Annotated in this window: 23 protein-coding genes; 9 read left to right on the top strand and 14 right to left on the bottom strand. The window is 42.9% G+C overall.

Going from position 1 to position 22,845, the window contains the following annotated elements:
- Window positions 1-192 precede the first annotated feature (192 nt).
- On the top strand, window positions 193-2,781 hold the full coding sequence (clpB, locus tag BQ7997_RS21865) for an ATP-dependent chaperone ClpB (RefSeq protein ID WP_022137759.1): 2,589 nt from the start codon (window positions 193-195) through the stop codon (window positions 2,779-2,781).
- A 57-nt stretch (window positions 2,782-2,838) separates the two neighbouring features.
- Here the strand turns inward: clpB and BQ7997_RS21860 are convergent, their stop codons facing one another.
- The 6 genes from BQ7997_RS21860 to nusB form a co-directional block, all read right to left on the bottom strand.
- Window positions 2,839-3,087, bottom strand: a complete 249-nt coding sequence (locus BQ7997_RS21860; RefSeq protein ID WP_044657333.1) for a hypothetical protein — start codon at window positions 3,085-3,087, stop codon at window positions 2,839-2,841.
- A gap of 258 nt (window positions 3,088-3,345) precedes the next feature.
- Window positions 3,346-3,780, bottom strand: a complete 435-nt coding sequence (locus BQ7997_RS21855) for a DUF5606 family protein (RefSeq protein ID WP_073348038.1) — start codon at window positions 3,778-3,780, stop codon at window positions 3,346-3,348.
- A gap of 20 nt (window positions 3,781-3,800) precedes the next feature.
- A complete protein-coding gene (gene coaE / locus BQ7997_RS21850; protein ID WP_044657271.1) occupies window positions 3,801-4,418 on the bottom strand; it encodes a dephospho-CoA kinase in 618 nt (205 codons plus the stop codon).
- Window positions 4,408-5,421, bottom strand: coding sequence for a CdaR family protein (locus BQ7997_RS21845; protein WP_073348504.1), 1,014 nt, complete (start codon window positions 5,419-5,421; stop codon window positions 4,408-4,410). Before BQ7997_RS21845 ends, coaE begins: the two co-directional genes overlap by 11 nt.
- A 21-nt stretch (window positions 5,422-5,442) precedes the next feature.
- Window positions 5,443-5,760: a preprotein translocase subunit YajC gene (gene yajC, locus BQ7997_RS21840; RefSeq protein WP_073348037.1), complete on the bottom strand. Its 318-nt coding sequence runs from the start codon at window positions 5,758-5,760 to the stop codon at window positions 5,443-5,445.
- Between the two features lie 39 nt (window positions 5,761-5,799).
- Entirely contained in the window at window positions 5,800-6,726 is a 927-nt protein-coding gene (nusB, locus tag BQ7997_RS21835; RefSeq protein WP_073348036.1) for a transcription antitermination factor NusB, read from the bottom strand.
- 168 nt (window positions 6,727-6,894) lie between these two features.
- Here nusB and BQ7997_RS21830 point away from each other — a divergent pair, with 168 nt between their 5' ends.
- The 4 genes from BQ7997_RS21830 (at window position 6,895) to BQ7997_RS21815 (ending at window position 9,164) form a co-directional block, all read left to right on the top strand.
- On the top strand, window positions 6,895-7,296 hold the full coding sequence (locus BQ7997_RS21830) for a PUR family DNA/RNA-binding protein (RefSeq protein WP_073348035.1): 402 nt from the start codon (window positions 6,895-6,897) through the stop codon (window positions 7,294-7,296).
- A gap of 136 nt (window positions 7,297-7,432) precedes the next feature.
- The gene (locus BQ7997_RS21825; protein WP_073348034.1) at window positions 7,433-8,023 is read left to right on the top strand and encodes a 50S ribosomal protein L25/general stress protein Ctc; all 591 of its coding nucleotides are present in this window, start codon (window positions 7,433-7,435) and stop codon (window positions 8,021-8,023) included.
- A 138-nt stretch (window positions 8,024-8,161) separates the two neighbouring features.
- Window positions 8,162-8,728: an aminoacyl-tRNA hydrolase gene (gene pth / locus BQ7997_RS21820; protein ID WP_044656324.1), complete on the top strand. Its 567-nt coding sequence runs from the start codon at window positions 8,162-8,164 to the stop codon at window positions 8,726-8,728.
- Window positions 8,729-8,741: 13 nt separating this feature from the next.
- Window positions 8,742-9,164, top strand: coding sequence for an RNA-binding S4 domain-containing protein (locus tag BQ7997_RS21815; RefSeq protein WP_022137360.1), 423 nt, complete (start codon window positions 8,742-8,744; stop codon window positions 9,162-9,164).
- A 163-nt stretch (window positions 9,165-9,327) separates the two neighbouring features.
- Here the strand turns inward: BQ7997_RS21815 and BQ7997_RS21810 are convergent, their stop codons facing one another.
- From BQ7997_RS21810 to BQ7997_RS21785, 6 genes are all read right to left on the bottom strand, one after another.
- Window positions 9,328-9,753 carry an HIT family protein gene (locus BQ7997_RS21810; protein ID WP_022137359.1) on the bottom strand — a complete coding sequence of 142 codons (426 nt, stop codon included), beginning with the start codon at window positions 9,751-9,753 and terminating at the stop codon, window positions 9,328-9,330.
- A 52-nt stretch (window positions 9,754-9,805) separates the two neighbouring features.
- On the bottom strand, window positions 9,806-12,079 hold the full coding sequence (locus tag BQ7997_RS21805) for a monovalent cation:proton antiporter family protein (RefSeq protein WP_073348033.1): 2,274 nt from the start codon (window positions 12,077-12,079) through the stop codon (window positions 9,806-9,808).
- Window positions 12,080-12,233: 154 nt separating this feature from the next.
- Window positions 12,234-13,319 (bottom strand): glycine cleavage system aminomethyltransferase GcvT, encoded by a 1,086-nt coding sequence (gcvT, locus tag BQ7997_RS21800; protein WP_022137357.1) that lies wholly within the window; start codon window positions 13,317-13,319, stop codon window positions 12,234-12,236.
- A 76-nt stretch (window positions 13,320-13,395) separates the two neighbouring features.
- On the bottom strand, window positions 13,396-14,619 hold the full coding sequence (gene pepT / locus BQ7997_RS21795; RefSeq protein WP_073348032.1) for a peptidase T: 1,224 nt from the start codon (window positions 14,617-14,619) through the stop codon (window positions 13,396-13,398).
- A gap of 119 nt (window positions 14,620-14,738) precedes the next feature.
- Complete coding sequence (locus BQ7997_RS21790) at window positions 14,739-16,148, bottom strand: amidophosphoribosyltransferase (RefSeq protein ID WP_022137355.1); 1,410 nt, start codon at window positions 16,146-16,148, stop codon at window positions 14,739-14,741.
- Between the two features lie 163 nt (window positions 16,149-16,311).
- Window positions 16,312-18,471 (bottom strand): glycoside hydrolase family 97 protein, encoded by a 2,160-nt coding sequence (locus BQ7997_RS21785; RefSeq protein ID WP_073348031.1) that lies wholly within the window; start codon window positions 18,469-18,471, stop codon window positions 16,312-16,314.
- Window positions 18,472-18,743: 272 nt separating this feature from the next.
- On the opposite strand from BQ7997_RS21785, the gene BQ7997_RS21780 reads away from it, so the two are divergent.
- The 4 genes from BQ7997_RS21780 to BQ7997_RS21765 are packed head-to-tail and all read left to right on the top strand — an operon-like array spanning window position 18,744 to window position 21,422.
- Entirely contained in the window at window positions 18,744-19,577 is an 834-nt protein-coding gene (locus BQ7997_RS21780; RefSeq protein ID WP_073348030.1) for a M23 family metallopeptidase, read from the top strand.
- Between the two features lie 10 nt (window positions 19,578-19,587).
- The gene (locus BQ7997_RS21775; RefSeq protein ID WP_044655244.1) at window positions 19,588-20,370 is read left to right on the top strand and encodes a hypothetical protein; all 783 of its coding nucleotides are present in this window, start codon (window positions 19,588-19,590) and stop codon (window positions 20,368-20,370) included.
- A gap of 18 nt (window positions 20,371-20,388) precedes the next feature.
- Window positions 20,389-20,763, top strand: a complete 375-nt coding sequence (gene crcB, locus BQ7997_RS21770; RefSeq protein ID WP_022137351.1) for a fluoride efflux transporter CrcB — start codon at window positions 20,389-20,391, stop codon at window positions 20,761-20,763.
- Complete coding sequence (locus BQ7997_RS21765; RefSeq protein ID WP_073348029.1) at window positions 20,760-21,422, top strand: pentapeptide repeat-containing protein; 663 nt, start codon at window positions 20,760-20,762, stop codon at window positions 21,420-21,422. Before crcB ends, BQ7997_RS21765 begins: the two co-directional genes overlap by 4 nt.
- A gap of 47 nt (window positions 21,423-21,469) precedes the next feature.
- Here BQ7997_RS21765 and BQ7997_RS21760 read toward each other — a convergent pair whose 3' ends face one another.
- Both BQ7997_RS21760 and BQ7997_RS21755 read right to left on the bottom strand, forming a co-directional pair.
- A complete protein-coding gene (locus BQ7997_RS21760) occupies window positions 21,470-21,946 on the bottom strand; it encodes a hypothetical protein (RefSeq protein WP_139260958.1) in 477 nt (158 codons plus the stop codon).
- A 206-nt stretch (window positions 21,947-22,152) separates the two neighbouring features.
- Complete coding sequence (locus tag BQ7997_RS21755; protein ID WP_022137348.1) at window positions 22,153-22,836, bottom strand: hypothetical protein; 684 nt, start codon at window positions 22,834-22,836, stop codon at window positions 22,153-22,155.
- Window positions 22,837-22,845: the final 9 nt, after the last annotated feature.

The following is a 22,845-nucleotide window of genomic DNA, read 5'->3' as shown; positions in this document are numbered from 1 at the left end:
AGATACTACAATACTTTTATTTATCACCCTCATTTCGCAGCAAATTCGTCAGTCGTACATAAGAGAAAGAGGTCATTTTGTCCTTTAACTCCCTAATAACCATGCTATTTTGTCATATTTTTCTACTTGGCAAATCTTTTGCGCCCTTTTAGGTGTTATTAGAAACGTGAAATAAGAAAGGAGAACAACGATATGAACTTTAACAATTTTACTATTAAATCCCAAGAAGCGGTACAGGAAGCCGTGAACCTGGTAAGAAACCGGGGACAACAGGCTATTGAGCCTGCCCATATCATGCAGGGAGTGATGAAAGTAGGTGAGAATGTCACCAACTTTATCTTCCAGAAGCTTGGCATGAATGGACAGCAAGTGGCGCTCGTGGTCGACAAGCAAATAGATTCACTGCCGAAGGTATCCGGTGGAGAGCCGTATTTGAGTCGTGAATCGAATGAAGTATTGCAGAAAGCAACACAGTATTCCAAGGAAATGGGCGACGAGTTCGTTTCATTGGAACATATCATACTGGCATTGCTGACTGTAAAGAGCACCGTATCTACCATCCTGAAGGATGCCGGTATGACGGAAAAGGAACTGCGCAATGCTATCAGCGAATTGAGAAAAGGAGAAAAGGTTACGTCACAGTCAAGTGAGGATACTTATCAATCACTGGAAAAGTATGCCATCAACCTGAATGAAGCTGCCCGTAGCGGCAAACTAGACCCGGTGATTGGACGTGACGAAGAAATACGTCGGGTACTTCAGATATTAAGCCGTCGTACAAAGAATAATCCGATTCTGATTGGTGAACCGGGTACAGGTAAAACTGCCATCGTAGAAGGTTTGGCGCATCGTATCCTTCGTGGTGACGTACCTGAAAACCTAAAGAACAAACAAGTTTATTCATTGGATATGGGTGCACTTGTTGCAGGTGCAAAGTATAAAGGTGAATTTGAGGAACGACTGAAATCGGTTGTCAATGAAGTGAAGAAATCGGAAGGTGACATCATTCTGTTTATTGATGAAATCCACACTTTGGTGGGGGCCGGAAAAGGTGAAGGCGCCATGGATGCAGCCAACATCCTGAAACCTGCCCTAGCCCGTGGAGAATTGCGTTCTATCGGTGCGACAACTCTCGACGAGTACCAAAAGTACTTTGAGAAGGATAAAGCACTGGAGCGTCGTTTCCAAATTGTACAGGTGGATGAGCCGGATAATTTAAGCACTATTTCTATCCTTCGTGGATTGAAGGAACGCTACGAGAATCACCATCATGTACGTATCAAAGATGATGCGATTATTGCTGCCGTGGAATTGAGCAGCCGTTATATTACCGACCGTTTCTTGCCGGATAAAGCTATTGACCTGATGGACGAAGCTGCCGCCAAATTGCGTATGGAAGTGGATTCCGTTCCGGAAGAACTGGATGAGATTTCCCGTAAAATCAAGCAGTTGGAGATTGAGCGCGAAGCCATCAAACGTGAGAATGACAAGCCGAAACTGGAAATCATCGGTAAGGAGCTTGCCGAGCTTAAAGAACAGGAAAAGTCCTTCAAAGCCAAGTGGCAGAGCGAAAAGACGTTGATGGACAAAATTCAGCAGAATAAGGTCGAAATAGAAAATCTGAAATTTGAGGCTGAAAAGGCTGAACGTGAAGGCGACTACGGAAAGGTAGCCGAAATCCGTTATGGCAAACTTCAGGCTTTGGATAAAGAGATAGAAGAAACGCAACAGAAACTCCGTGGGATGCAGGGCGATAAAGCCATGATTAAAGAGGAAGTAGATGCTGAAGATATTGCGGATGTCGTATCTCGTTGGACGGGTATTCCTGTCAGCAAGATGTTGCAAAGTGAGAAAGACAAGTTATTGCACTTGGAAGAAGAACTTCACCAACGGGTAATCGGTCAGGATGAAGCAATTGAAGCGGTTGCGGATGCCGTGCGCCGTAGTCGTGCCGGATTGCAAGATCCAAAACGTCCGATAGGTTCATTTATCTTCCTCGGAACGACCGGTGTGGGTAAGACCGAGCTGGCAAAGGCCTTGGCTGAATTCCTGTTTGATGACGAAACGATGATGACCCGTATTGATATGAGTGAATATCAGGAGAAACACAGTGTTTCCCGTTTGGTTGGAGCGCCTCCGGGATATGTAGGATACGATGAAGGCGGTCAGTTGACGGAAGCTATCCGGCGGAAACCTTACTCGGTTGTACTGTTTGATGAGATAGAGAAAGCTCACCCGGATGTCTTCAATATCCTGTTGCAGGTTTTGGATGACGGACGATTGACAGATAATAAAGGAAGGGTTGTTAACTTCAAGAATACAATCATCATTATGACTTCGAATATGGGTAGTTCTTATATACAAAGTCAGATGGAAAAGCTGAATGGCGCTAATAAGGAAGAAGTAATCGAAGAAACGAAAAAGGAAGTGATGAATATGCTGAAAAAGACCATTCGTCCCGAATTCCTGAATCGTATTGATGAGACGATCATGTTCTTGCCGTTAACGGAAAAGGAAATCAGGCAGATCGTACTTCTGCAAATTAAGAGTGTACAGAAAATGCTTGCTGAAAACGGGGTAGAACTGGAAATGACAGAAGCCGCTTTGGACTTCTTATCCCAGGTAGGATATGATCCCGAATTCGGAGCACGTCCGGTCAAGAGAGCTATTCAGCGCTACTTGTTGAATGACTTGTCCAAGAAACTACTTTCTCAGGAAGTAGATCGAAGCAAGGCAATTATCGTTGACGCAGGCGGCGACGGATTGGTGTTCAGAAATTAAACAGCATCAAGCTAAATGAAAAAGTCGGCAGGCCTGAAAAGAACCTACCGGCTTTTTTTATATTCCTGCATATACGACTCTCCGAACTTCAGGCTGGCAGTTCGGATGACTCATCACTAAAACATAAGTACCATGTCTCGGTATTGTTATGGTAAGTGAAGGCAGAGCAAACTGATGCTTCCCCCTTAGCTCACCTTGAGAATCATATAAGAATACCATTGTACCCGCCAGTAACCTGGTCAGGCATAATGTCCCTGTTTCTTTGTCCAAATGGACATTCACTTCTTTATTTGTTATCGTTTCCATCCCCTTACATAACAGATTTGTTCTCTACTATTATATTTATCCACGCCCAAATTCCATGAAATTATGAACAGTGGCAAAGATACATAAAAAAGCACCATTATTTACAATATAAGTAGAAGATATTTATTTAAAGAAAAGATAACCCAATATATACTAATTTTTTCTTTAACAAACAAACATTTATATAAAAGAAAAACATGATAACCAACTTTTAAATGATTACCATGTTTTTTAGTCTTTCAGGATAAGCGACATCGACTATTCTGCCGTTGCCTCTTTCTCATCTTCTTTGGTTTCTTCCTGTTTGAATTCTGTAATACCATTAGAAATCAGAATATTATACCAAGAAACCAGTTTCTTTATATCCGCTACATACACACGGTCACGATCGAAGTTCGGCAGTACTTCTGCCAAATATTCACGCAACTGTTCAGGGGTAGCTTTCTTAGGATCAATAGAAGCCGCTGCTGATTGCTCTTTTTCCTTGATCGCTTCCAACACATCGTACAAAGGAACTTCCGCATCGTCCGTGTACATTGCTATATCTGCCAATGAGATAATTTTTTCATTACCATAAGCGGGGAAACGTTTCTTCTCAGCATTGATTGATTCAACAATCAACATATTTTTTCCTTGCGAAATAAGTTTGTACAATCCCGGTTTACCGGAGATAGACAAGATAGTCTTCAACATAGTATGTATACTTTTGTTTATTAATTATTTTTTGCGGGGCAAAGGTAATGATTATTTTTAGATAGCAAAGAAATAAGCTCCAAAACCTGCGGAATTAACGGTGTTTCATCATCATTTACAATCACATAATCAGCATGATTTCTCTTAGCCTCATCACTCATTTGCGACTCGATGCGTTTCATCACCAATTCTCTTGATGAACAGTCGCGCTTTACAGCACGCTCTACTCTTATTTCCAACGGTGCATAAACCATTACGAGGAAATCGACTTCATCCCTAAAACCGGCTTCAATGAGAATGGCGGACTCCATGCCTACTAACGGTTCACTCCCTCGCCGGATTACCCACTGACGAAAATCTTCTTTCACTTGTGGGTGAATGAGGCTGTTCACTTCTTTCACATGATCGGGATGTCCGAACATATAGGATGCAAGCAAAGGACGGTTTAATTCTCCATCTTGAAAAACGTCCCTACCCACCAAGTCACAAAGTCCCTGACGGATCACTTCATCCGTATGCGTAATACGTTTCGCTTCTATATCCGATATATAAACAGGGATTCCCATTATTTCCAGCAGTCTGGAAACTACACTCTTTCCGCTACCGATGCCACCGGTTATACCAATCTTAATCGCCATCTGGAGTTACTTGTTCTATCAAAAAATCAACTTGCTCGGGAATAATACGGATTTGATTGATTCCGCTCGGAAATGATTTCAGTTTAACCGTATATTTATCCGAGCCTAGCTTCAGTAGTTCTTCATAAGAAACATTAATCACAAAATCGCTTGCTTTTATACTACGGAATCGCTTCAGTCCTACCTGAAAAGTGATCTGAACCTTTGAAGGAAAAGCACGCAGTACTTTATCCGCCGGAAAGTTAATCCCATGCAACGGTACTTCCACCGTTTTCTCCGTATAAATATCCACCGGGAATGTCACCTCAACCGAACCCGGAACAAACTTCACTCCCCTTTCCGAAGCCAAAGAAATCCGTTGACGGGTAGTATCCGATATATTCTCCAAGTTTATCTTTTGAGTATAAGCAGTGGTTATCGTATCCAAAATCCCTTCCGGGGCATAGACCAATACCGAGTCGGGACTGCAAATCGTATCCGACACATAATATTGAAGTCCGGCTGTCACTTTTCCTTGAAGGCGGACAGGCACTAACTTGGATTTCCCTTCAGAATAGATATAATCCAACGTATCGGGCTTAATGGAAAGAATCCTGGAAGAAACATTCAACTGGCTCAATATCTTTTTCTCAAAATCGGATGCGTAAATCTTCACATGATTGTTTTTCCCTTTATAATCGGAAAAACTCAGGTTTACCGGAAAGAAACTCTTTCCCAGCATATAATTAAGGAGAACAGTACCTTTATCTTTCACTCTGACACGAAGTTCGGAAGGAGGTTCCGAAGTCAGTACCACATTATTGGGAAGGTCTTTAATACGCACCGGAATAGAAAATTCCGCTTCATAATCATTATTCAATGTCTGAAGCAGCCAAAATCCACCGGCTATCAGGAAGAAAAATAAAAAAATTAAGAATTCCCTGCTCTTATCACTGAGCAGAAAATCCTTAATTCTCTTAGATAACTTTAAATACGTATATCTTATTTTCCTACGATCAAACATAGGCATTTTTTTACCGACGATTTACTTAGATTGATTGCTAGCCGCTGAAGCATCAGCAAAAATAGAATTCTTATCTATCTTAATCTTCACGTTAGAAGCAATCTCAAGTACGATATAGTCGTCTGTAATTTCCTTGATTATACCGTGAATACCACCGGCAGTAATCACACTCTGATTTACCTGCAGAGATTTACGGAAATTAGCTATTTCTTTTTGCTTCTTATTTTGAGGACGGATCATAAAGAAATACATGATAACAAACATTGCTATCAGCATGATCCACATCATACTTCCACCGCCAGCAGCAGGAGCTTGCAATAATACAGTAAATACGTTCATAAATAATCAGTTTTAGTTTCTATTATATATACAAAGGTATCAGTTTTTATTCAACTTACCTTCTTTTTTCAATTGATTAACTATTCCATCCAATGTTCCGTTGATAAAGCTACCGCTCTTAGAGGTGCTATATAACTTCGCAATTTCCACATATTCATTTAACGAAACGCTGACCGGAATGTTCGGGAAACTTAAAATTTCTGCCAATGCTGTCTGCATAATGATGACATCCATAAATGCAATACGATCCAAGTCCCAGTTTTTCGTATTCTCACTTACCAAGTGACGGTAGTAGTCTGAATTCAAAATAGTACGACGGAACAGACGGCGTGCAAATTCCTGATCTTCGTCATCTTTGAATTCAGGAAGCAATTCTTGATTCGCGCCTTTTTTCTCGTCAAAGCGCTTGATTGTTTTCAATACGAATGTATCTACTATTTCTTTATCGTCATTCCAATACAAACTTTGGTCTTCCAGTACCTGATCGAGAGAATCATTATTAAAGATGTATGTCTTATAGATCTTTCTCCATAATTCACGATCCGCTTCATACGATTTGTCATCAGAAGCCATATACTCTTTATAGATGTCGGTTTCCACAATTTTTTCGTAGAGTTCTTTCACAAAATCCTGGTCGTTCACCCAGGTTCTCTTCTGATTGGCGATAAACTCCATTAGTTGTTTGTTGACTTCCAACTGGGCAATAAATTTATTGTCCACAAACTTCGTGTTGGGATATAACTCTTCTGCCGTGGGTGCCAGTTTGGCTTTTGCCGCATCAATACGTTTTTGTGCATACTCTGTCAATGCTATCATCAGCATTAGCAAATAGTTGTAAAGGTCATACGCCTTTGAAAGACTAAAGAATAACTCTTTCTCCGCTGAGTCTAGATTTTTGCTGCCATTTTGATAATAGGCATATACTATCTGTATAATCTTAAGACGAATAAGAACTCTGTTGATCATAATTCAATTTAATACTGTTGTTATCGAACTGCAAAAGTAGATATTTTTAGCGAGTTTCCACAAATAAATCACATTTTTTAATGCAGTATTTGATTCTCTGCGCTTTTTCTTTTGACAGTTTAAAAAAAATATCCAATTTTGAAGCCGATTATAAACAGATCGTAAGACATGGAAGATTTAAAAAAGAAAATGAGCGCAGACATGAATGACAAAGAGATTGTATTCTCCAAGTCTATCAAAGCAGGTAAACGCATCTACTATCTCGACGTAAAAAAGAATCGTAAAGATGAGATGTTCCTGGCTATTACAGAGAGTAAGAAAGTGATAACGGGAGAAGGTGATGATTCTCAAGTTAGTTTCGAGAAACACAAAATCTTCTTATATCGGGAAGATTTTCAGAAGTTCATGGCAGGACTTGAGGAAGCTGTCAACTTCATAGAACGCAGCGACATGAACGACTATATCAGTCGCCTGAACCAGGAAGCAGATGAAGAAGATGAACTAAAAGCTGCCGAAGAAGCACAAGAGAACAAATTGGAAAGCGAAATTAAGATTGATATCGACTTTTAAGAAAGTAAATCTTTGATAATTCAAAAAAAAGATGTACTTTTGCACCGCTTTTTTGCAACATCGTGTGATAATCCACATCGTGTGATGGTGAATTAAGCAAAATAACTTAATTTAGAGTAACACAATTTTTTAAGAAATGAAATCAATTGAAGTAAAAGGAACTGCAAGAGCAATTGCAGAACGCTCTTCAGAACAAGCAAGAGCTTTGAAAGAAATCCGTAAGAACGGTGGTGTACCTTGTGTACTTTATGGTGGTAATGAAGTAGTTCACTTCACAGTGCCTAACGAAGGCCTTCGTAATCTTGTTTACACTCCGCACATCTACATCGTAGACCTGGACATCGATGGCAAAAAAGTAAACGCTATCCTGAAAGATATTCAGTTCCACCCTGTAAAAGACACTATCCTGCACGTTGACTTCTATCAAATCGACGAAGCTAAACCTATCGTAATGGAAGTTCCTGTACAGTTGGAAGGTCTTGCAGAAGGTGTTAAAGCCGGTGGTAAGTTGGCATTGCAGATGCGTAAGATCAAAGTGAAAGCTTTGTACAACATCATCCCAGAAAAACTGACTGTTAACGTTGCTCACCTTGGATTGGGTAAGACTGTTAAGGTTGGCGAATTGAGCTTTGAAGGTCTTGAACTGATGAGTGCTAAAGAAGCCGTTGTATGTGTTGTTAAGTTGACTCGTGCAGCAAGAGGTGCAGCAGCAACCGCTGGCAAGTAATCTGAGATTATCCCTGTAAAAAGAGATATACTATAAACGCAGATTAATGCAGATTAAAGCAGATGTTCAGTCTGCATTAATTTGTATTAATCTGCGTTTTTCTTTCCAATTAATGAACTGTTTTACCGAAAAGCAATGATAAAATATTTAATTGTCGGACTGGGAAATATTGGCCCCGAGTATCACGAAACTCGGCATAATATCGGATTCATGACGGTAGAAGCATTGGCTAGAACCAATAATGCCCCGCCTTTCATCGACGGGCGCTACGGTTTCACCACCAGTTTCTCTGTCAAAGGGCGACAGTTGACACTACTCAAACCGTCGACTTTTATGAACCTAAGCGGGCTGGCTGTCCGCTACTGGATGCAGAAGGAAAATATCCCATTGGAGAATGTACTGATCGTAGTGGACGACCTGGCTCTCCCTTTCGGTACGTTACGTCTGAAAGGTAAAGGAAGCGATGCCGGACATAACGGACTGAAGAATATCGCCGCCACCCTGGGTACTCAAAATTATGCCCGACTGCGTTTTGGCATCGGAAACGATTTTCCACGTGGCGGACAGGTTGATTATGTGCTCGGACACTTCACGGACGAAGACTGGAAGACGATGGACGAAAGACTGGAAATGGCGGGAGACATTATCAAGAGTTTCTGCCTGGCCGGAATCGACATCACGATGAACCAGTTCAATAAGAAATGAAATCACTAAAAACATGGCTGAAGCAAGAATAGATAAATGGATGTGGGCTGTGCGCATCTTCAAGACACGCACAATTGCGGCAGAAGCCTGCAAAAAAGGACGTATCACCATCAATGGCTCCCTGGCCAAGGCTGCCCGTATGGTGAAACCGGGAGATGTCATTCAAGTAAAAAAGCCGCCTATCACCTATTCCTTCAAAGTACTGCAAGCTATCGAAAAGCGTATAGGCGCAAAGCTCGTACCGGAAATGATGGAAAACGTGACTACTCCTGACCAATACGAACTATTGGAGATGAGCAAAATCAGTGGATTCATAGACCGTGCACGCGGCACCGGACGTCCTACCAAAAAAGACCGCCGGGAACTGGAAGATTTCACAGCACCGGAGTTTATGGATGATTTTGACTTTGATTTCGATTTTGATAGTGAAGAATAGTAAATGGGATTTTAATTTAGACATAAGAACAAAAGAACATAAAGGAGGCTGCGCTTGGAAAATTATTTCTGCTGGTCATTAAACTACCACTGTTTCATCTTTTGTTCTTATGTTCTTATGTCTAAAAAGAAATTTATTACTCTGTCTGCAATAAAATTATCATTTATAGATTTGCTTTTACAGCATCAATCAACTCCTGATATTCTTCATCTGTCAGGTAAACTTTTCCCGGATTCATTTGGAATACACCACCATAATCAGGCCCATCCACATATTTAGGCGCTAAATGGAAGTGCAAATGGGACAACTTATCCGAGTAAGCACCATAATTTATCTTTTCTGGTTGGAAAGCCTTTTGCATGGCACGGGTAACGCGTGCTACATCGGCCATAAAAGCATTACGGTCTTCGTCACTCAACTCATTCAAGTCGTTCGCATGGTCTTTGTATGCTACGAGGCAACGTCCACGATACGTTTGTTCCTTAAACAGGAATACACGTGACACACTCAACTGCGCAATCTCAATCATCAGATTATGCAGCGTCTCATTATTCTGACAATACAGACATTCTTTCGGATCGCTCTTCATGATATTATTATAATTTTAAGTTTTTATCGTCACAAAAATAAGGATTCCATTCTTATCCGGCTTGTACTTTTTCGTTTTTTTGATTGACTAATTGGTACACATCCTCTTTTTCGCCTACCAACCATACCACATCACCCTCTTTGAGCGGTGCATTCACGTCGGGAACCATCAATGTCCCGTCCTCACTTTCTATCCCTGCTATCATGCAATGATATTTATCCCGGATATCCGATTCACGTATCGTTTTGCCCAAGAAAACAGAATCACCATCAATGATAAACTGCTTCAAGGTCATTTCACTCTTTTCGTATACCTCCCAGTCTATCTTCGCTCCATTCTGCATCGCTTCATTGAACACGTTCAACTGCTCATCCGTCCCTATCACCTGTATCTTATCCATCGGGAACAGGCGAACGGAACCGCCCGGAATATTAATCCGTCTCTTCCCCCGAAGAATGGAAGCCACATGAACGCCAAACTTCTTTCCCAAATTAAGCTCCATCAACGTCTTTCCTGCCCAATTGGATTCTCCAGGAATTTCCATATCCGCCAGATGCAGGTCATGCGACAACAAACGTCCGGCATATTCCGGTTTCTTCTCCCCCAAATACTCCGCACGCACATCCCTGGAACGAAGATTCTGAAAGAAACGACGTTCAATCGAAATAGATTGCTTTTTCAGGCGGCGCGACCATACCATCAACAATACGGCAAGCACAGCAACACCGATAACCAATCCGATAGATGCTTTGAACAAACCGGAAATCACAAAGATGACAAAGAGTGCCGCTATCATAATACGGATAACAATTGTCGATACTAAAGGAGCACGATTCGCACGACTGTCATGCCACAAAGTCATAAATTCCACCGAATGGTTTTTCTTCACCATTATAGCCCGTAAGAAAGGAGCAATACAAAGAATGATAAACACCGTCCCCAACAATGACGCCCAAAAATGCGGCAGGTTCTCCTTGAAGAAAGGGACGACGAAACGGAAAGAAAGAGCGATAATCGATATACTGACAATGGAATAAACCACTGTAATCCGTACCATTGCCAATATCAGCTTCTTCCACAAATTCTCATGGTTGAGTGCAGTCTGTGACCCGGAAGAGTAACGCATCAGAAGTTTTCTCCACGAAGCGGGAAGATGAGCGTCAACAAAAGAAGAAGCAGGTTCGGCAAGGCGAATCATATAAGGAGTAAGAAAAGTAGTAATGACAGAAACTGCTACCACTATCGGATACAAAAAATCGCTCGTCACATGCAACGAGACTCCCAGGGACGCTATGATAAACGCGAACTCTCCAATCTGCGTCAGGCTGAATCCGCACTGCATAGCCGTCTTTAAAGGTTTACCGGAAAGTATCACTCCGAAAGTCCCGAAGATAGACTGCCCTAAAATGACTGCCAAAGTAATCACGATAATAGGCACGGCATATTCCACAATCATCGCAGGATCTACCATCATACCCACTGATACGAAAAAGATAGCTCCAAAAAGGTCTTTCACTGGTTTCACCAACCGATCTATGGATTCCGCCTCAATCGTTTCCGCAAGGATAGAACCCATGATAAACGCGCCGAATGCAGCAGAGAATCCGGTATTGGCAGCCATCACCACCATACCGAAGCATAATGCCAACGACACGATAAGCAAAGTCTCCTCCCCCATCAACTTACGGCAACGCTTCAGAAATTCCGGGATCAGGTAGATACCGACTACAAACCACAAAATAAGGAAGAATAATAACTTGCCGATGCTCTCCAACATCTCCGTGCCTTCAAAATTGTGGCTCACCGCCATAGTAGAAAGCATCACCATCAACACGATAGCCAAAATATCCTCCAAAATCAAGATACTCAACACCAATCCGGTAAATTGTTTTTTCCTTAATCCGAGGTCATCAAAAGCCTTATAAATAATGGTAGTGGAAGACATGGCAATCATACCACCCAGAAACAAACTATCCATCCTGTGCCAGCCAAAACCCATGCCGACACCTATTCCCAACAAAATCATACAGAAGATAATGGTACAGGCAGCAATAATGGCAGAGCCACCCACTTTCACAATCTTCTTAAAACTAAATTCCAGTCCAAGGGCAAACAGCAAGAAGATGACACCTATATCCGCCCATGTCTTGATATTCGCAGCATCCATTACGGAAGGTGTATAAGGCATATGCGGACTTGCCAGAAAACCGGCAACGACATATCCCAAGACTAGAGGTTGTTTCAACTTCTTAAACAATAAAGTCATAATGCCCGCACATATCAATATTAGTGCAAGGTCAGCTATCAGGGTAGGTAATTGAGACATTATTTTATCGTATTTGCTGACAAAATTAAAATAATTCTATGGTATAAACAACATATTTACGGATATGTTTTATGATAGCCGGCATAAAATCAATCAGCCCCGGATAAATTCAGAACTTATCCGGGGCCTAATCAAACAAGACAGATTTAAAATCTTATTTTCTGAAAGGTGGTTTTACTATTACTGCTTTTAATTTACGTCCGCGCATGTCGATACAGATTTCCGTGCCCACCTTACTATATTCAGGCTTCACATACCCCATACCGATACCAATCTTGCGGGTAGGCGACATAGTGCCCGAAGTCACTACACCAATCTTCTCCCCTTCCGGATTCACCAGTTCGTATCCATGACGAGGAATCCCCCGGTCAATCATTTCAAAACCGACCAACTTGCGGGTAGTTCCTTCCGCTTTCTGCTTCTCCAGCATAGGACGGTTGATGAAATCCTTACCGTCCACGAACTTGGTAATCCATCCCAATCCGGCTTCTATCGGAGAGGTTGTATCATCCAGGTCGTTTCCATACAGACAGAATCCCATCTCCAGCCGAAGCGTATCACGGGCTCCCAAACCGATAGGCTTGATACCATACTCTTCACCTGCTTCAAAAACAGCCTGCCAAATAACATCGGCGGCATCCGGATAGAAATACAGTTCAAAACCTCCCGCACCGGTATAACCCGTATTGGAGATTATCACATTCTCTTTGCCCGCAAACTTTCCTACCTTAAACGTATAATACGGAATAGCCGACAAATCAATATCCGTCAACTTCTGCAAAGCAAGAATCGCTTTCGGACCTTGCACGGCAAGCTGCCCGATATTATCCGAAGAATTTTCCAGTTCCGCACCCTCCGTATTATGGGAAACGCACCAGTTCCAGTCTTTCTCCATATTGGCAGCATTGACTACCAGCATATATTTTTCCGGTTCAAAATGATATACCAGCAAGTCATCTACGATACCACCTTCTTCATTAGGAAAACAAGTATACTGTACCTTTCCCGGAGTCAGTGCCGCCACATTATTGGAAGTCACTTTTTGAAGAAAAGCCAACGCATTCGGCCCTTTCACCCAAAATTCTCCCATATGGGACACATCGAACACACCGGCATTCTGACAAACAGTGAGATGTTCGTCAATGATACCGGAGTATTCAATAGGCATATTATAACCTGCAAATTCATGCATCTTAGCACCGAGTGCTATATGTTTCTCTGTAAACGGAGTGGTTTTCATTATTTTAAAGTATTAAGTTTCAAGTATTAAGAATCAAGTATTATGTGCTATCAGGAAGCAGTCCAAGCAAGGCTTTTTATTTGGAAGCGACCAGTTCGGCAATCTTCACGATGACTTTCATAGCCTTTTCCATGTTCTGAACAGGAACAAACTCGTAGCGTCCGTGGAAATTCAAACCGCCGGCAAAGATGTTCGGACAGGGCAACCCTTTGAAAGAAAGTTGCGCGCCATCCGTACCACCACGAATCGGTTTCACGTTCGGCTTCACGCCAACGGCTTCCATTGCGGCAAAAGCAGTATCGATGATATGCATTACCGGTTCTATCTTCTCACGCATATTATAATATTGGTCGCGCAACTCAAGAGTCACCGTACCTTCGCCATATTCTTCGTTCATTTGAGCCACCAGACGTTCCATCTCCTTCTTGCGGTCTTCAAATTTAGCACGGTCATGGTCACGGATGATATAAGAAACAGTACTTTGCTCCACTTCACCCTGAATTCCTATCAGATGATAGAAACCCTCATATCCCGTAGTATGTTCCGGTCTTTCCTGTGCAGGAAGCAGATTGATAAACTGATTGGCAAGATAGATAGAGTTAATCATCTTGTCCTTGGCATAACCCGGATGCACATTGCGCCCTTTAAAGATAACCTTGGCGGCGGCAGCATTGAAGTTCTCGAACTCCAGTTCTCCCACTTCACCGCCATCCATTGTATATCCCCACTCACAACCGAACTTCTCTACATCGAATTTATGAGCACCTTCACCGATTTCTTCATCGGGATTGAATCCGATACGAATCTTTCCATGCTTGATTTCGGGATGTTCTTTCAGATAAACCATTGCCGAAACGATTTCCGCAATCCCCGCCTTATCGTCAGCACCGAGCAAAGTCTTTCCGTTGGTCACAATCAGGTCTTCGCCCTTATGATCCAGCAATTCGGGGAATTGCGCAGGAGAAAGGATTACATTCTCTTCCGCACAAAGCACAATGTCCGAACCATCATACTTTTCAACGATGCGCGGAGTCACATCCTTGCCGCTCATATCAGGACTTGTATCCATATGGGCTATGAATCCGATAGTCGGCACTTCTTTATCTATATTGGCAGGAAGCGTAGCAAAAAGATAGCCATGTCCGTCCAAAGTAATATCCTCCAATCCCAAAGATTCCAGTTCCGCTTTCAGATATTCGGCGAATACCATCTGTTTCGGAGTACTGGGAGTAAGCCCTGTCGATTCATCAGATTGTGTATCGAAGCTCACGTACTTTAAAAATCTGTCTACTAAAGTCATTTTATTTACGATTTAACGATTTACTACTTACTATTTGATAGTTTACAATGCCGTAAAGGTAAAAAAAGAGCCGTGAATTACAAAGCAATTCACGGCTCTTTTTTATTGTATAATCTTTTTTAAAAGTGGCTGCTGCCGTCAAAGCAGTGTGTGCACACTTTACATTTGGGTAATCCGATAGCTTCAATCAGTGTTTCGAGCGTATTGAACTTCAAGGAAGACAGCCCGAAACGCTCGGCTATGATGCTGACCATCTTTTCATATTCAGGCGAACCGGTAGTGGCATATTTTTCCAGATTCTTATTTTCGTCACCTTCCAGTTCCTTGATAATACGGCGGGTTATCAATTCCAACGCATTCTTGGAAGCAGAGAATCCCACAAACGGACAAGCATAAATCAACGGCGGACAGGCGATACGCATATGTACCTCTTTTGCTCCATAATCATATAGAATCTTCACATTGTCACGTAGCTGCGTGCCGCGGACTATTGAATCATCACAGAACAACAGACGTTTTCCTTGAAGCATCGCACGGTTCGGAATCAACTTCATCTTGGCAACCAACGAACGCATTTCCTGATTGCTAGGGGTAAAGCTGCGAGGCCATGTCGGCGTATATTTTGAGATGGCGCGATGATAGGGAACTCCCTTTCCTTCCGCATACCCCAAAGCCATGCCTACTCCCGAATCAGGGATACCACAGGCACAATCCACTTCCGATTCATCTGTCTGCCCCATCTTCAATCCGCTTGTGAAACGGACTTCTTCCACATTCTTGCCTTCGTAGCAGGAAGTCGGGAAACCGTAGTACACCCACAGGAAAGAACAAATCTGCATATCCTCATTCGGTTTGCGAAGCTGCTCAATGTGGTCGTCATACATACGGACAATTTCACCCGGCCCCAGATATTTCTCAATCTCATAATCCAGGTTCGGGAAACTGGACGATTCGCTTGTCGCAGCATAAGCACCGTCTTTCTTGCCGATTACCACCGGAGTACGTCCCCACTGGTCGCGGGCAGCGATGATACTTCCATCTTCCGTCAGGATAAGCATGGAACAAGAACCTTTGATATGCTTGAACACATTTTCGACCCCTTCGACAAAGTTTCTGCCTTGTATGATAAGCAGCGCGATAAGTTCCGTTTGATTGGTACTGCTCGAACTAAGTTCGGCGAAGTGCATATTCTGGCTGAGAAGTTCGTCTTCCAATTGTTGGATATTGGCTATTTTTGCGACGGTAACAATGGCGAAGCGGCCGAGGTGAGAGTTGATAATGATAGGTTGTGCGTCTGTGTCACTGATGATGCCGATTCCGGCGTTTCCTTTAAACTTGTCCAGTTCTCCTTCGAACTTGGTTCGGAAATAGGTACTTTCCAAATTATGAATGGAACGGATAAACCCTTTTTCCTTACTATATGTCGCGAGTCCTCCCCGCTTTGTACCCAGATGTGAGTTATAATCTGTACCGTAGAATAAATCAGTCACGCAACTAGTTTTCGAGACTGTTCCGAAAAAACCTCCCATGTCGTTCTCTTTATTGATGATGTTTTAAAAAAGATGCGCAAAAGTACAAAAAAGAATCCGTCTGATAAAAAAAGAGCCCCGCAAAGTTTAATATTTCTTCGCGGGGCAACAACTAATATTTATTAAAAGCGGGAAATCCGAACACAATCCCTCTACCTGAATCTTATTTCCATTTCTTAATTATCTTCCTGTCTGCCGGGGTTGCTTCGATCAGGCTCAAAGCAAATCCACCGCTCCGGGCAAGTTTCGCCGAAATACGGGTTTTAGCGGTTACGATACCTTTCTTTATTTGATAAGAAGTCGGATTCTTTTCAAAATCCGCGTCTTTGCCATCCTCATACAGCGTAGCTACATATTGTTTTCCCGGTTCAAGGAAATCGAGCGCGAACGTAGAAGTGCGGGGATTTTCGTCGGTGATACCGCCCACAAACCAGTTATCAGTGCCTTTCGCCTTACGGGCTACAGTGATATAATCCCCCGGTTCTGCTTCCAGGTATTTACTGTCGTCCCAATCGAGCGCTACATCTTTAATAAATTGGAAAGCATCCAAGTGGCGCTCATAATTCTCCGGAAAATCGGCTGCCATCTGCAACGGGCTATACATCGTGACATAAAGAGCCAGTTGTTTTGCCAGCGTGGTACGCACAAAACTATGGTCGCCTTGCAGGAAAGAAAGTTTTGTATCGAAGATGCCCGGAGTATAATCCATCGGGCCGCCAATCAGACGGGTGAAAGGAAGCAGTGTCGTATGGAACGGCTTATTGCCTGCGAAGGCCTCATATTCCGTACCGCGTGCCGATTCATTGCCAATCAGATTGGGGTAAGTACGGCATAATCCCGTCGGACGAACCGCTTCGTGCGCATTTACACAAATCTTATAATCCGCCGCTTTCTTCACTGCATACAGATAATGATCGTTCATCCATTGTCCGTAGTGATGTTCTCCGCGAGGAATGATATTACCTACATAACCACTCTTGACAGCGTCGTATCCGTTATCTACCATAAATTGATAAGCAGTATCCAAATGACGTTCATAGTTGCGCGCGGAAGCAGAGGTTTCGTGATGCATCATCAGCTTCACTCCTTTTTCCTTCGCATAAGCATTAAGCATTTTCAAATCGAAGTCGGGATAAGGAGTAACAAAATCAAAAACATAATCTTTGGAATGGCCGAACCAGTCCTCCCAACCCTCATTCCAACCTTCCACCAGTACCTGGTCGAATCCATGCAGGGACGCAAAGTCAATATAACGTTTCACATTGTCATTATTCGCAGCATGCCGTCCGTTCGGCTTTGTCTTTGAATAATCCGTCTCACCGAGTTTCACAGAATAAACATCGTCCGTATATGCCCATGAGCTTTTACCGCTAATCATTTCCCACCACACACCGATATACTTCACCGGCTTAATCCAGGAAACATCTTCGTAAGCACAAGGCTCGTTCAGGTTCAACGTCAATTTGGAAGCCAGAATATCGCGGGCATCATCGCTGACAATCACTGTGCGCCAAGGCGACCGGCAAGGAGCTTGCATATATCCTTTATCCCCTTTGGCGTCAGGTGTCAGCCATGATTCAAAAATCAAATTCTTATCGTCGAGATTCAAATGCATACAAGAATAGTCTACCAAAGCTGCTTCGTGCAAGTTGATGTACAGGCCGTCGGCTGTTTTCATTTGCAGAGAAGTCTGTACGCCTGTTGGCGAAAAAGAAGTTTGAGAAGCATTTCCGGTAATTGCTCCCTGCAATAACCCACGGATTTCCGAAAGTTTGGACTCGGTATAGTCATATTCCTGCGTATCATAGTCACCGGGAATCCAAAAGGCCGTATGATCCCCTGCCATGGCAAACTGCGAATGTTCTTCCTTAATAACAAAGTAATTCAGATTCTTTTGTAGCGGAAACTCATAGCGAAAGCCCAAACCATCATTATAAAGGCGGAAACGGATAATAATACTGCGCTCCTGTGCCTTTTGATTCAAGGTAACAGCCATTTCATTATAATGATTGCGGATTGATTTCACTTCTCCCCACACCGGTTCCCAAGTTTCATCAAAAGTAGAAGTCCGGGTATCGGCCAAAGTAAATCCATTCATTAACCCCGGATCATTCTTCAGTTCCAATCCCAGTCGGGAAGGTTTAATCACTTCCTTTCCTTTATAAGAAAGTTCATACACGGGTTCTCCTTGCGCATTGACGGAGAAATTAAGTTTTAATTGCCCATCGGGAGATGTAATACTTTCGGCTTTCGCTGACGTGCCGACTAAAAAAGCAAGCAGCAGGCAAAGCCACATTGCAGTTCCTGTTTTCATGTTCTTCATGATATAAATACGTTAGTTAATAATCGTATGGCAAAGATAGACAAGAAACATGACGGCTGTTTTTCTTTATAATCAGAATATAGAGAAAAAGGGTATCCCATGCCACATAAAACATTAATTATAAGCAGATTACAAAACACATAAAGAAGAAAAAATATAGTGGCTTTGCCGAATAAAATAGCATGATAACCTTCATATATCGCAGTTTCTTTCTATATTTGCAAGCAAATTATTTATTTCTCTAAAGGTTATACAATCTATTTATGTAAATTATGGCACAACACCTTAAATTTATTATCTTATTCGTATTCTCACTATCCGCCTGCCACATCTCCGCCCAGTCCTTACGGAAATTAATGGAACGCCCGTTCGGAATCATTGAATCAAAATGGGAAACGAGCACACAGGGAGACAGAGAGCTTAATTACTACAACGAAGATTATTGCGACTATTATCTATACCGCATGAATGACCGCTCCTACAATCTGACTCCCGGGAAAAATACCATATTCAAAATAGAAAAAAACGCATCGTTCGAGAATCCGTTCAAAAGCGCGTCGAGTTACAGATACTATCGCGGTAAGTTTCCCAAAGACTTCCAAATCAATACTCCTTATGCCTTACCCGTGAAAAATGGAGAAAAGACTGAGTGGCAAACCGACCCGCGAGAATTTGCAAAGACGCTCAACTTCCGCATAAAAGAAGGTGACTTGGTTTATGCCACCCGTAGCGGAATAGCTTGTAAGACAAGCGATCCACGGCAACTGCTTGTCTATCACGCCGACCAGACTTTCGCGGCTTACCTGATGATGAGCGAAAAATACATTCAGCCCGGCGAGGAAGTACAAGTCGGACAACCCGTAGGAAAAGCAGGAGCTTTGAAAGTTTCCATCTCATTCTTCTTTTTGGATGAAAATAAATTTAAAGGTGGCGAATCTTCGGGATATCCTTACTCCCACTTCATACCTGTATTCCGCACAACAGAAGGAGACATTAAACCCAAAGAGAAAACAATCTACCAAGCGCTGACCAATGATGAACTTATCATGCAGGATATGAGCAAACGTGACAAAAAGAAATATATGAAACAGAAAAACCTGAAATAGTAATATTATCATGCGTATATTCTATCTTCTTTTTTCACTTTTTATCTTTTGCGGTCTGCTCAATGCACAGACTGTAAAAATAGAATACAGTGGCGACCCGCTTCCTGATAAAGACCGGCGGAATATCGAAGAATTTATCAGTCATGAAGTCAATTTCTACACGCAATTCGGGCTACCTGATACTCTTACCCTTCAATTGCTGGTATTCGAGAATAGAAAAGAAGCTCTAGCATACCTGGAAAGCGTAAATATATCCTTTCCCCCGCCATTCAAAGCGAGCGGCGTATATTCGTCGAAACTACAAAAGGCAATCATATTGGGACGGGAGAAAGGACGGGAACGAAGCCTTGCCATAATTTATCATGAACTCAGCCACCACTTCGTCCGACAAATCCTCGGCAAATTCCCGCCTAGCTGGCTCAACGAGGGGTTGTCAGAGTACTTCGAACATTGCAAGGTAACGAAAAAAGGACTCCGTCACACTTTTTCCGAATACGAGCAAGGCCGAATCCGCACAATGTATATGTTGGGAGAAATTGATCTACCTGCTTTTATGAATAGCGGGCATGGCAAATTTATGAAACGACAAGCAACTGACGAGCAATATTCATATATTCTTGCACACGCGCTGGTCACATTCTGGATAGAAACAGTCCCCAGAGACATACTAAAAAGCCTCATCGCTTCCCTGCAAAACAAAAACGACTCGTCAACCGTTTCTGAACGGATAGACCGTGTCTATCCCGGCGGTTTCCAGAAATTCGAGAAAGATTTCGAAGCTGCTTACAAATAATGCAAATGTTAAAATCAAATGAGTAAGGAAATTATCTATATCTTTATCGGTGGTGGTACCGGCAGCGCATTACGCTACTGCGTCCAGTTATTTATGCACGAACGGATTGTCCCCTACCATTTCCCGTGGGCAACGTTCACCGTCAATCTTCTCGGCAGTTTTCTTATCGGTCTGTTTTATGCCCTTTCAGAACGGTTCCACCTTCCTTTCGAAGTCCGCCTATTTCTGACAACGGGATTATGTGGCGGATTCACCACCTTCTCCACTTTCTCCAGTGACGGCATAGGTCTGCTGAAAGGAGAATTTTACGGGACATTCATCCTCTATACCTTATTAAGTATAGGTATAGGACTGGCTGCCGCACTGGCCGGCGGATATGTAGGAAAGGCATGATAAAAAGAAATTCAGCAAAACCCGTCCGCGTAGTTTCTCCCATAATGGAAGAACAGGAAATCAGCACAATCACTTTAGAAGAATGGCTCGACAGGGAAGAAACCATTTCCCATCTCTTATTCTGCAAAGGAAGAGAGGAAGGCATCGACAAGTCTTATAAGAGCTTCAAGAACTGCACCTTCCGGCATCAGACCTTTAGCGAGTGCAAGTTCCGTTCTTCCCAACTGACCGATGTCCGGTTTGAGAATTGCGATTTATCTAACATCTCTTTTGCCGAAAGTTCACTTTACCGGGTAGAATTCATCTCCTGCAAACTGTTGGGAACTAATTTATCCGAAACGACCATGAATCATGTCCTGCTGCATGATTGCAATGCCGGATATATCAATCTGGCCATGAGCAAGATGAATCAGGTACGTTTCGCGCATAGCCTGCTTCGTAACGGAAGTTTGAACGACTGTCGGTTCTCTTCCGTCGCTTTTGACAGTTGCGATTTGGTGGAAGCCGACTTCTCGCATGCCCCGCTTCGCGGAATAGACTTGCGCACTTCCCGAATCTGTGGAATCACGCTTAATATCAGCGACCTGAAAGGAGCTGTCATCACTTCCTTGCAAGCGATGGATTTACTTCCTCTGTTAGGCGTTGTTATCGAAGATTAAAAAGCCGTTCAAGAGTGTCCGCCCCCGCAATGGTTCACAAGTGCATCTCAAAGAAAAAAGCCAAAAGATATCATTGTAGCCACATTCCATTCATTCCCGATATAAAGCACATCAATAGAAGGAGTAAGTGTCCATCGTTTGAAACGCGTGTCCATTCCCAATCCGACAACGGCAGCTATCCCCTTTTTCTTTTTATCGCATCCCAGCGTGACGTGCCCGTCTTCACTGCCGGTTATTTGGTAATCATCAAAACGAGAAGACCTGATGCCATAGCCTACAAGCCCTTTGATATAGATGTCAAACGTTTGATTCTCATTCTGAAATATCTCGTAACCGGGGCCTACGGCTCCCAGCAACGTGTTTCGCTCATCATCAACATCGAATGGTTTTCCTTTTTGCAGCACGTTCTTACTTCCCTCGTGCGTGCCCCAATGTCCCATTAGTTCACAAAAAAGCCGCCCTGACATATAGAAACGGGCGCGTACATCAAGCGCAAATCCATGGGAAGAATAGGCGTCCGACATCCATTCGTAGCCTAATCCTATACTGTAAAGTGCCTCCCCGTCTTTGAATTCATTTTCTTGAGCCGATAGATTATGACATAAGCATGGCAAGAAGAGTGTCGCAACGAGCAAGAAGAAACACCCGAAATGAAATCGCCTCTGACATTTGCGTTTAACACAAAGCGGTGCGGCAAGTCCCCTATTCTGTCTGCGATCCAGAAAGAGAGTCATTTGCCTACAGGATTATATTGTTCGGTGATGGCGGTAAAATCAAATGCGTCAATCTCCTTCTTCGCAATCTTTTCACACAGTACGGGATCATCGGCAAGGTACGCCTGCCACTGCTTGCGCATAAACGACCGACCGGAGATGCTTCTTCCGATGAGTATCGGGCAATCATCACCCTGACGCTGAATACAATATTGTATTCCCTCGTCTCTGCTGTAAGTGATAATCAAAGCCCCATCTTTGGCGAGGCTGTAAGCATGTCCGTACGCAGTTATGAGAAGATGGTCGCCCGCACTGTTCAATATCTGCCAATTCTTGAATGTGCGGAATTTCTGTTCACCTTTTTTTGTATATGGCATCTTATATTCCGTATATACCAATGTCTGCCGTTTCTCCGGATGATTCTTACGCGCCAGCGTCATGTATTTGATTTCCTCACTCTTGACTTTTTTTCGTCCTTCTTCTGTCTTGATACTGATGGTCTTGGATCCGGAAGGCAGATTAGAAGAACGCTGGCCGCCTATTTGTCCGGCAATCAGTTGATTGTCTTTCGTAGTAATTTCCGTTTCATAATAAGTCGTACCGCTGATTACCAATGCTGCAACTTGGCAAGAATGGAACGTCCATACACTGAATGCGACCATGGCAATCAGTAGAAAGCGGGTGGTTCTTAAAGTTTTCATACGAGTCTA

It is taken from the genome of Bacteroides congonensis, assembly GCF_900130125.1.
Taxonomy (GTDB): domain Bacteria; phylum Bacteroidota; class Bacteroidia; order Bacteroidales; family Bacteroidaceae; genus Bacteroides; species Bacteroides congonensis.
The sequence above is the reverse complement of the archived record's forward strand: the minus strand, read 5'-3'. Positions and strand labels throughout refer to the sequence as shown.

Bases quoted from the DNA above. Each gene is read 5' to 3' on its own strand.
- clpB (WP_022137759.1), top strand. From the start codon at position 193: ATGAACTTTAACAATTTTACTATTAAATCCCAAGAAGCGGTACAGGAA.
- BQ7997_RS21860 (WP_044657333.1), bottom strand. From the start codon at position 3,087: ATGGAAACGATAACAAATAAAGAAGTGAATGTCCATTTGGACAAAGAA.
- BQ7997_RS21855 (WP_073348038.1), bottom strand. From the start codon at position 3,780: ATGTTGAAGACTATCTTGTCTATCTCCGGTAAACCGGGATTGTACAAA.
- coaE (WP_044657271.1), bottom strand. From the start codon at position 4,418: ATGGCGATTAAGATTGGTATAACCGGTGGCATCGGTAGCGGAAAGAGT.
- BQ7997_RS21845 (WP_073348504.1), bottom strand. From the start codon at position 5,421: ATGTTTGATCGTAGGAAAATAAGATATACGTATTTAAAGTTATCTAAG.
- yajC (WP_073348037.1), bottom strand. From the start codon at position 5,760: ATGAACGTATTTACTGTATTATTGCAAGCTCCTGCTGCTGGCGGTGGA.
- nusB (WP_073348036.1), bottom strand. From the start codon at position 6,726: ATGATCAACAGAGTTCTTATTCGTCTTAAGATTATACAGATAGTATAT.
- BQ7997_RS21830 (WP_073348035.1), top strand. From the start codon at position 6,895: ATGGAAGATTTAAAAAAGAAAATGAGCGCAGACATGAATGACAAAGAG.
- BQ7997_RS21825 (WP_073348034.1), top strand. From the start codon at position 7,433: ATGAAATCAATTGAAGTAAAAGGAACTGCAAGAGCAATTGCAGAACGC.
- BQ7997_RS21815 (WP_022137360.1), top strand. From the start codon at position 8,742: ATGGCTGAAGCAAGAATAGATAAATGGATGTGGGCTGTGCGCATCTTC.
- BQ7997_RS21810 (WP_022137359.1), bottom strand. From the start codon at position 9,753: ATGAAGAGCGATCCGAAAGAATGTCTGTATTGTCAGAATAATGAGACG.
- BQ7997_RS21805 (WP_073348033.1), bottom strand. From the start codon at position 12,079: ATGTCTCAATTACCTACCCTGATAGCTGACCTTGCACTAATATTGATA.
- gcvT (WP_022137357.1), bottom strand. From the start codon at position 13,319: ATGAAAACCACTCCGTTTACAGAGAAACATATAGCACTCGGTGCTAAG.
- pepT (WP_073348032.1), bottom strand. From the start codon at position 14,619: ATGACTTTAGTAGACAGATTTTTAAAGTACGTGAGCTTCGATACACAA.
- BQ7997_RS21790 (WP_022137355.1), bottom strand. From the start codon at position 16,148: ATGGGAGGTTTTTTCGGAACAGTCTCGAAAACTAGTTGCGTGACTGAT.
- BQ7997_RS21785 (WP_073348031.1), bottom strand. From the start codon at position 18,471: ATGAAGAACATGAAAACAGGAACTGCAATGTGGCTTTGCCTGCTGCTT.
- BQ7997_RS21780 (WP_073348030.1), top strand. From the start codon at position 18,744: ATGGCACAACACCTTAAATTTATTATCTTATTCGTATTCTCACTATCC.
- BQ7997_RS21775 (WP_044655244.1), top strand. From the start codon at position 19,588: ATGCGTATATTCTATCTTCTTTTTTCACTTTTTATCTTTTGCGGTCTG.
- crcB (WP_022137351.1), top strand. From the start codon at position 20,389: ATGAGTAAGGAAATTATCTATATCTTTATCGGTGGTGGTACCGGCAGC.
- BQ7997_RS21765 (WP_073348029.1), top strand. From the start codon at position 20,760: ATGATAAAAAGAAATTCAGCAAAACCCGTCCGCGTAGTTTCTCCCATA.
- BQ7997_RS21760 (WP_139260958.1), bottom strand. From the start codon at position 21,946: ATGTCGGACGCCTATTCTTCCCATGGATTTGCGCTTGATGTACGCGCC.
- BQ7997_RS21755 (WP_022137348.1), bottom strand. From the start codon at position 22,836: ATGAAAACTTTAAGAACCACCCGCTTTCTACTGATTGCCATGGTCGCA.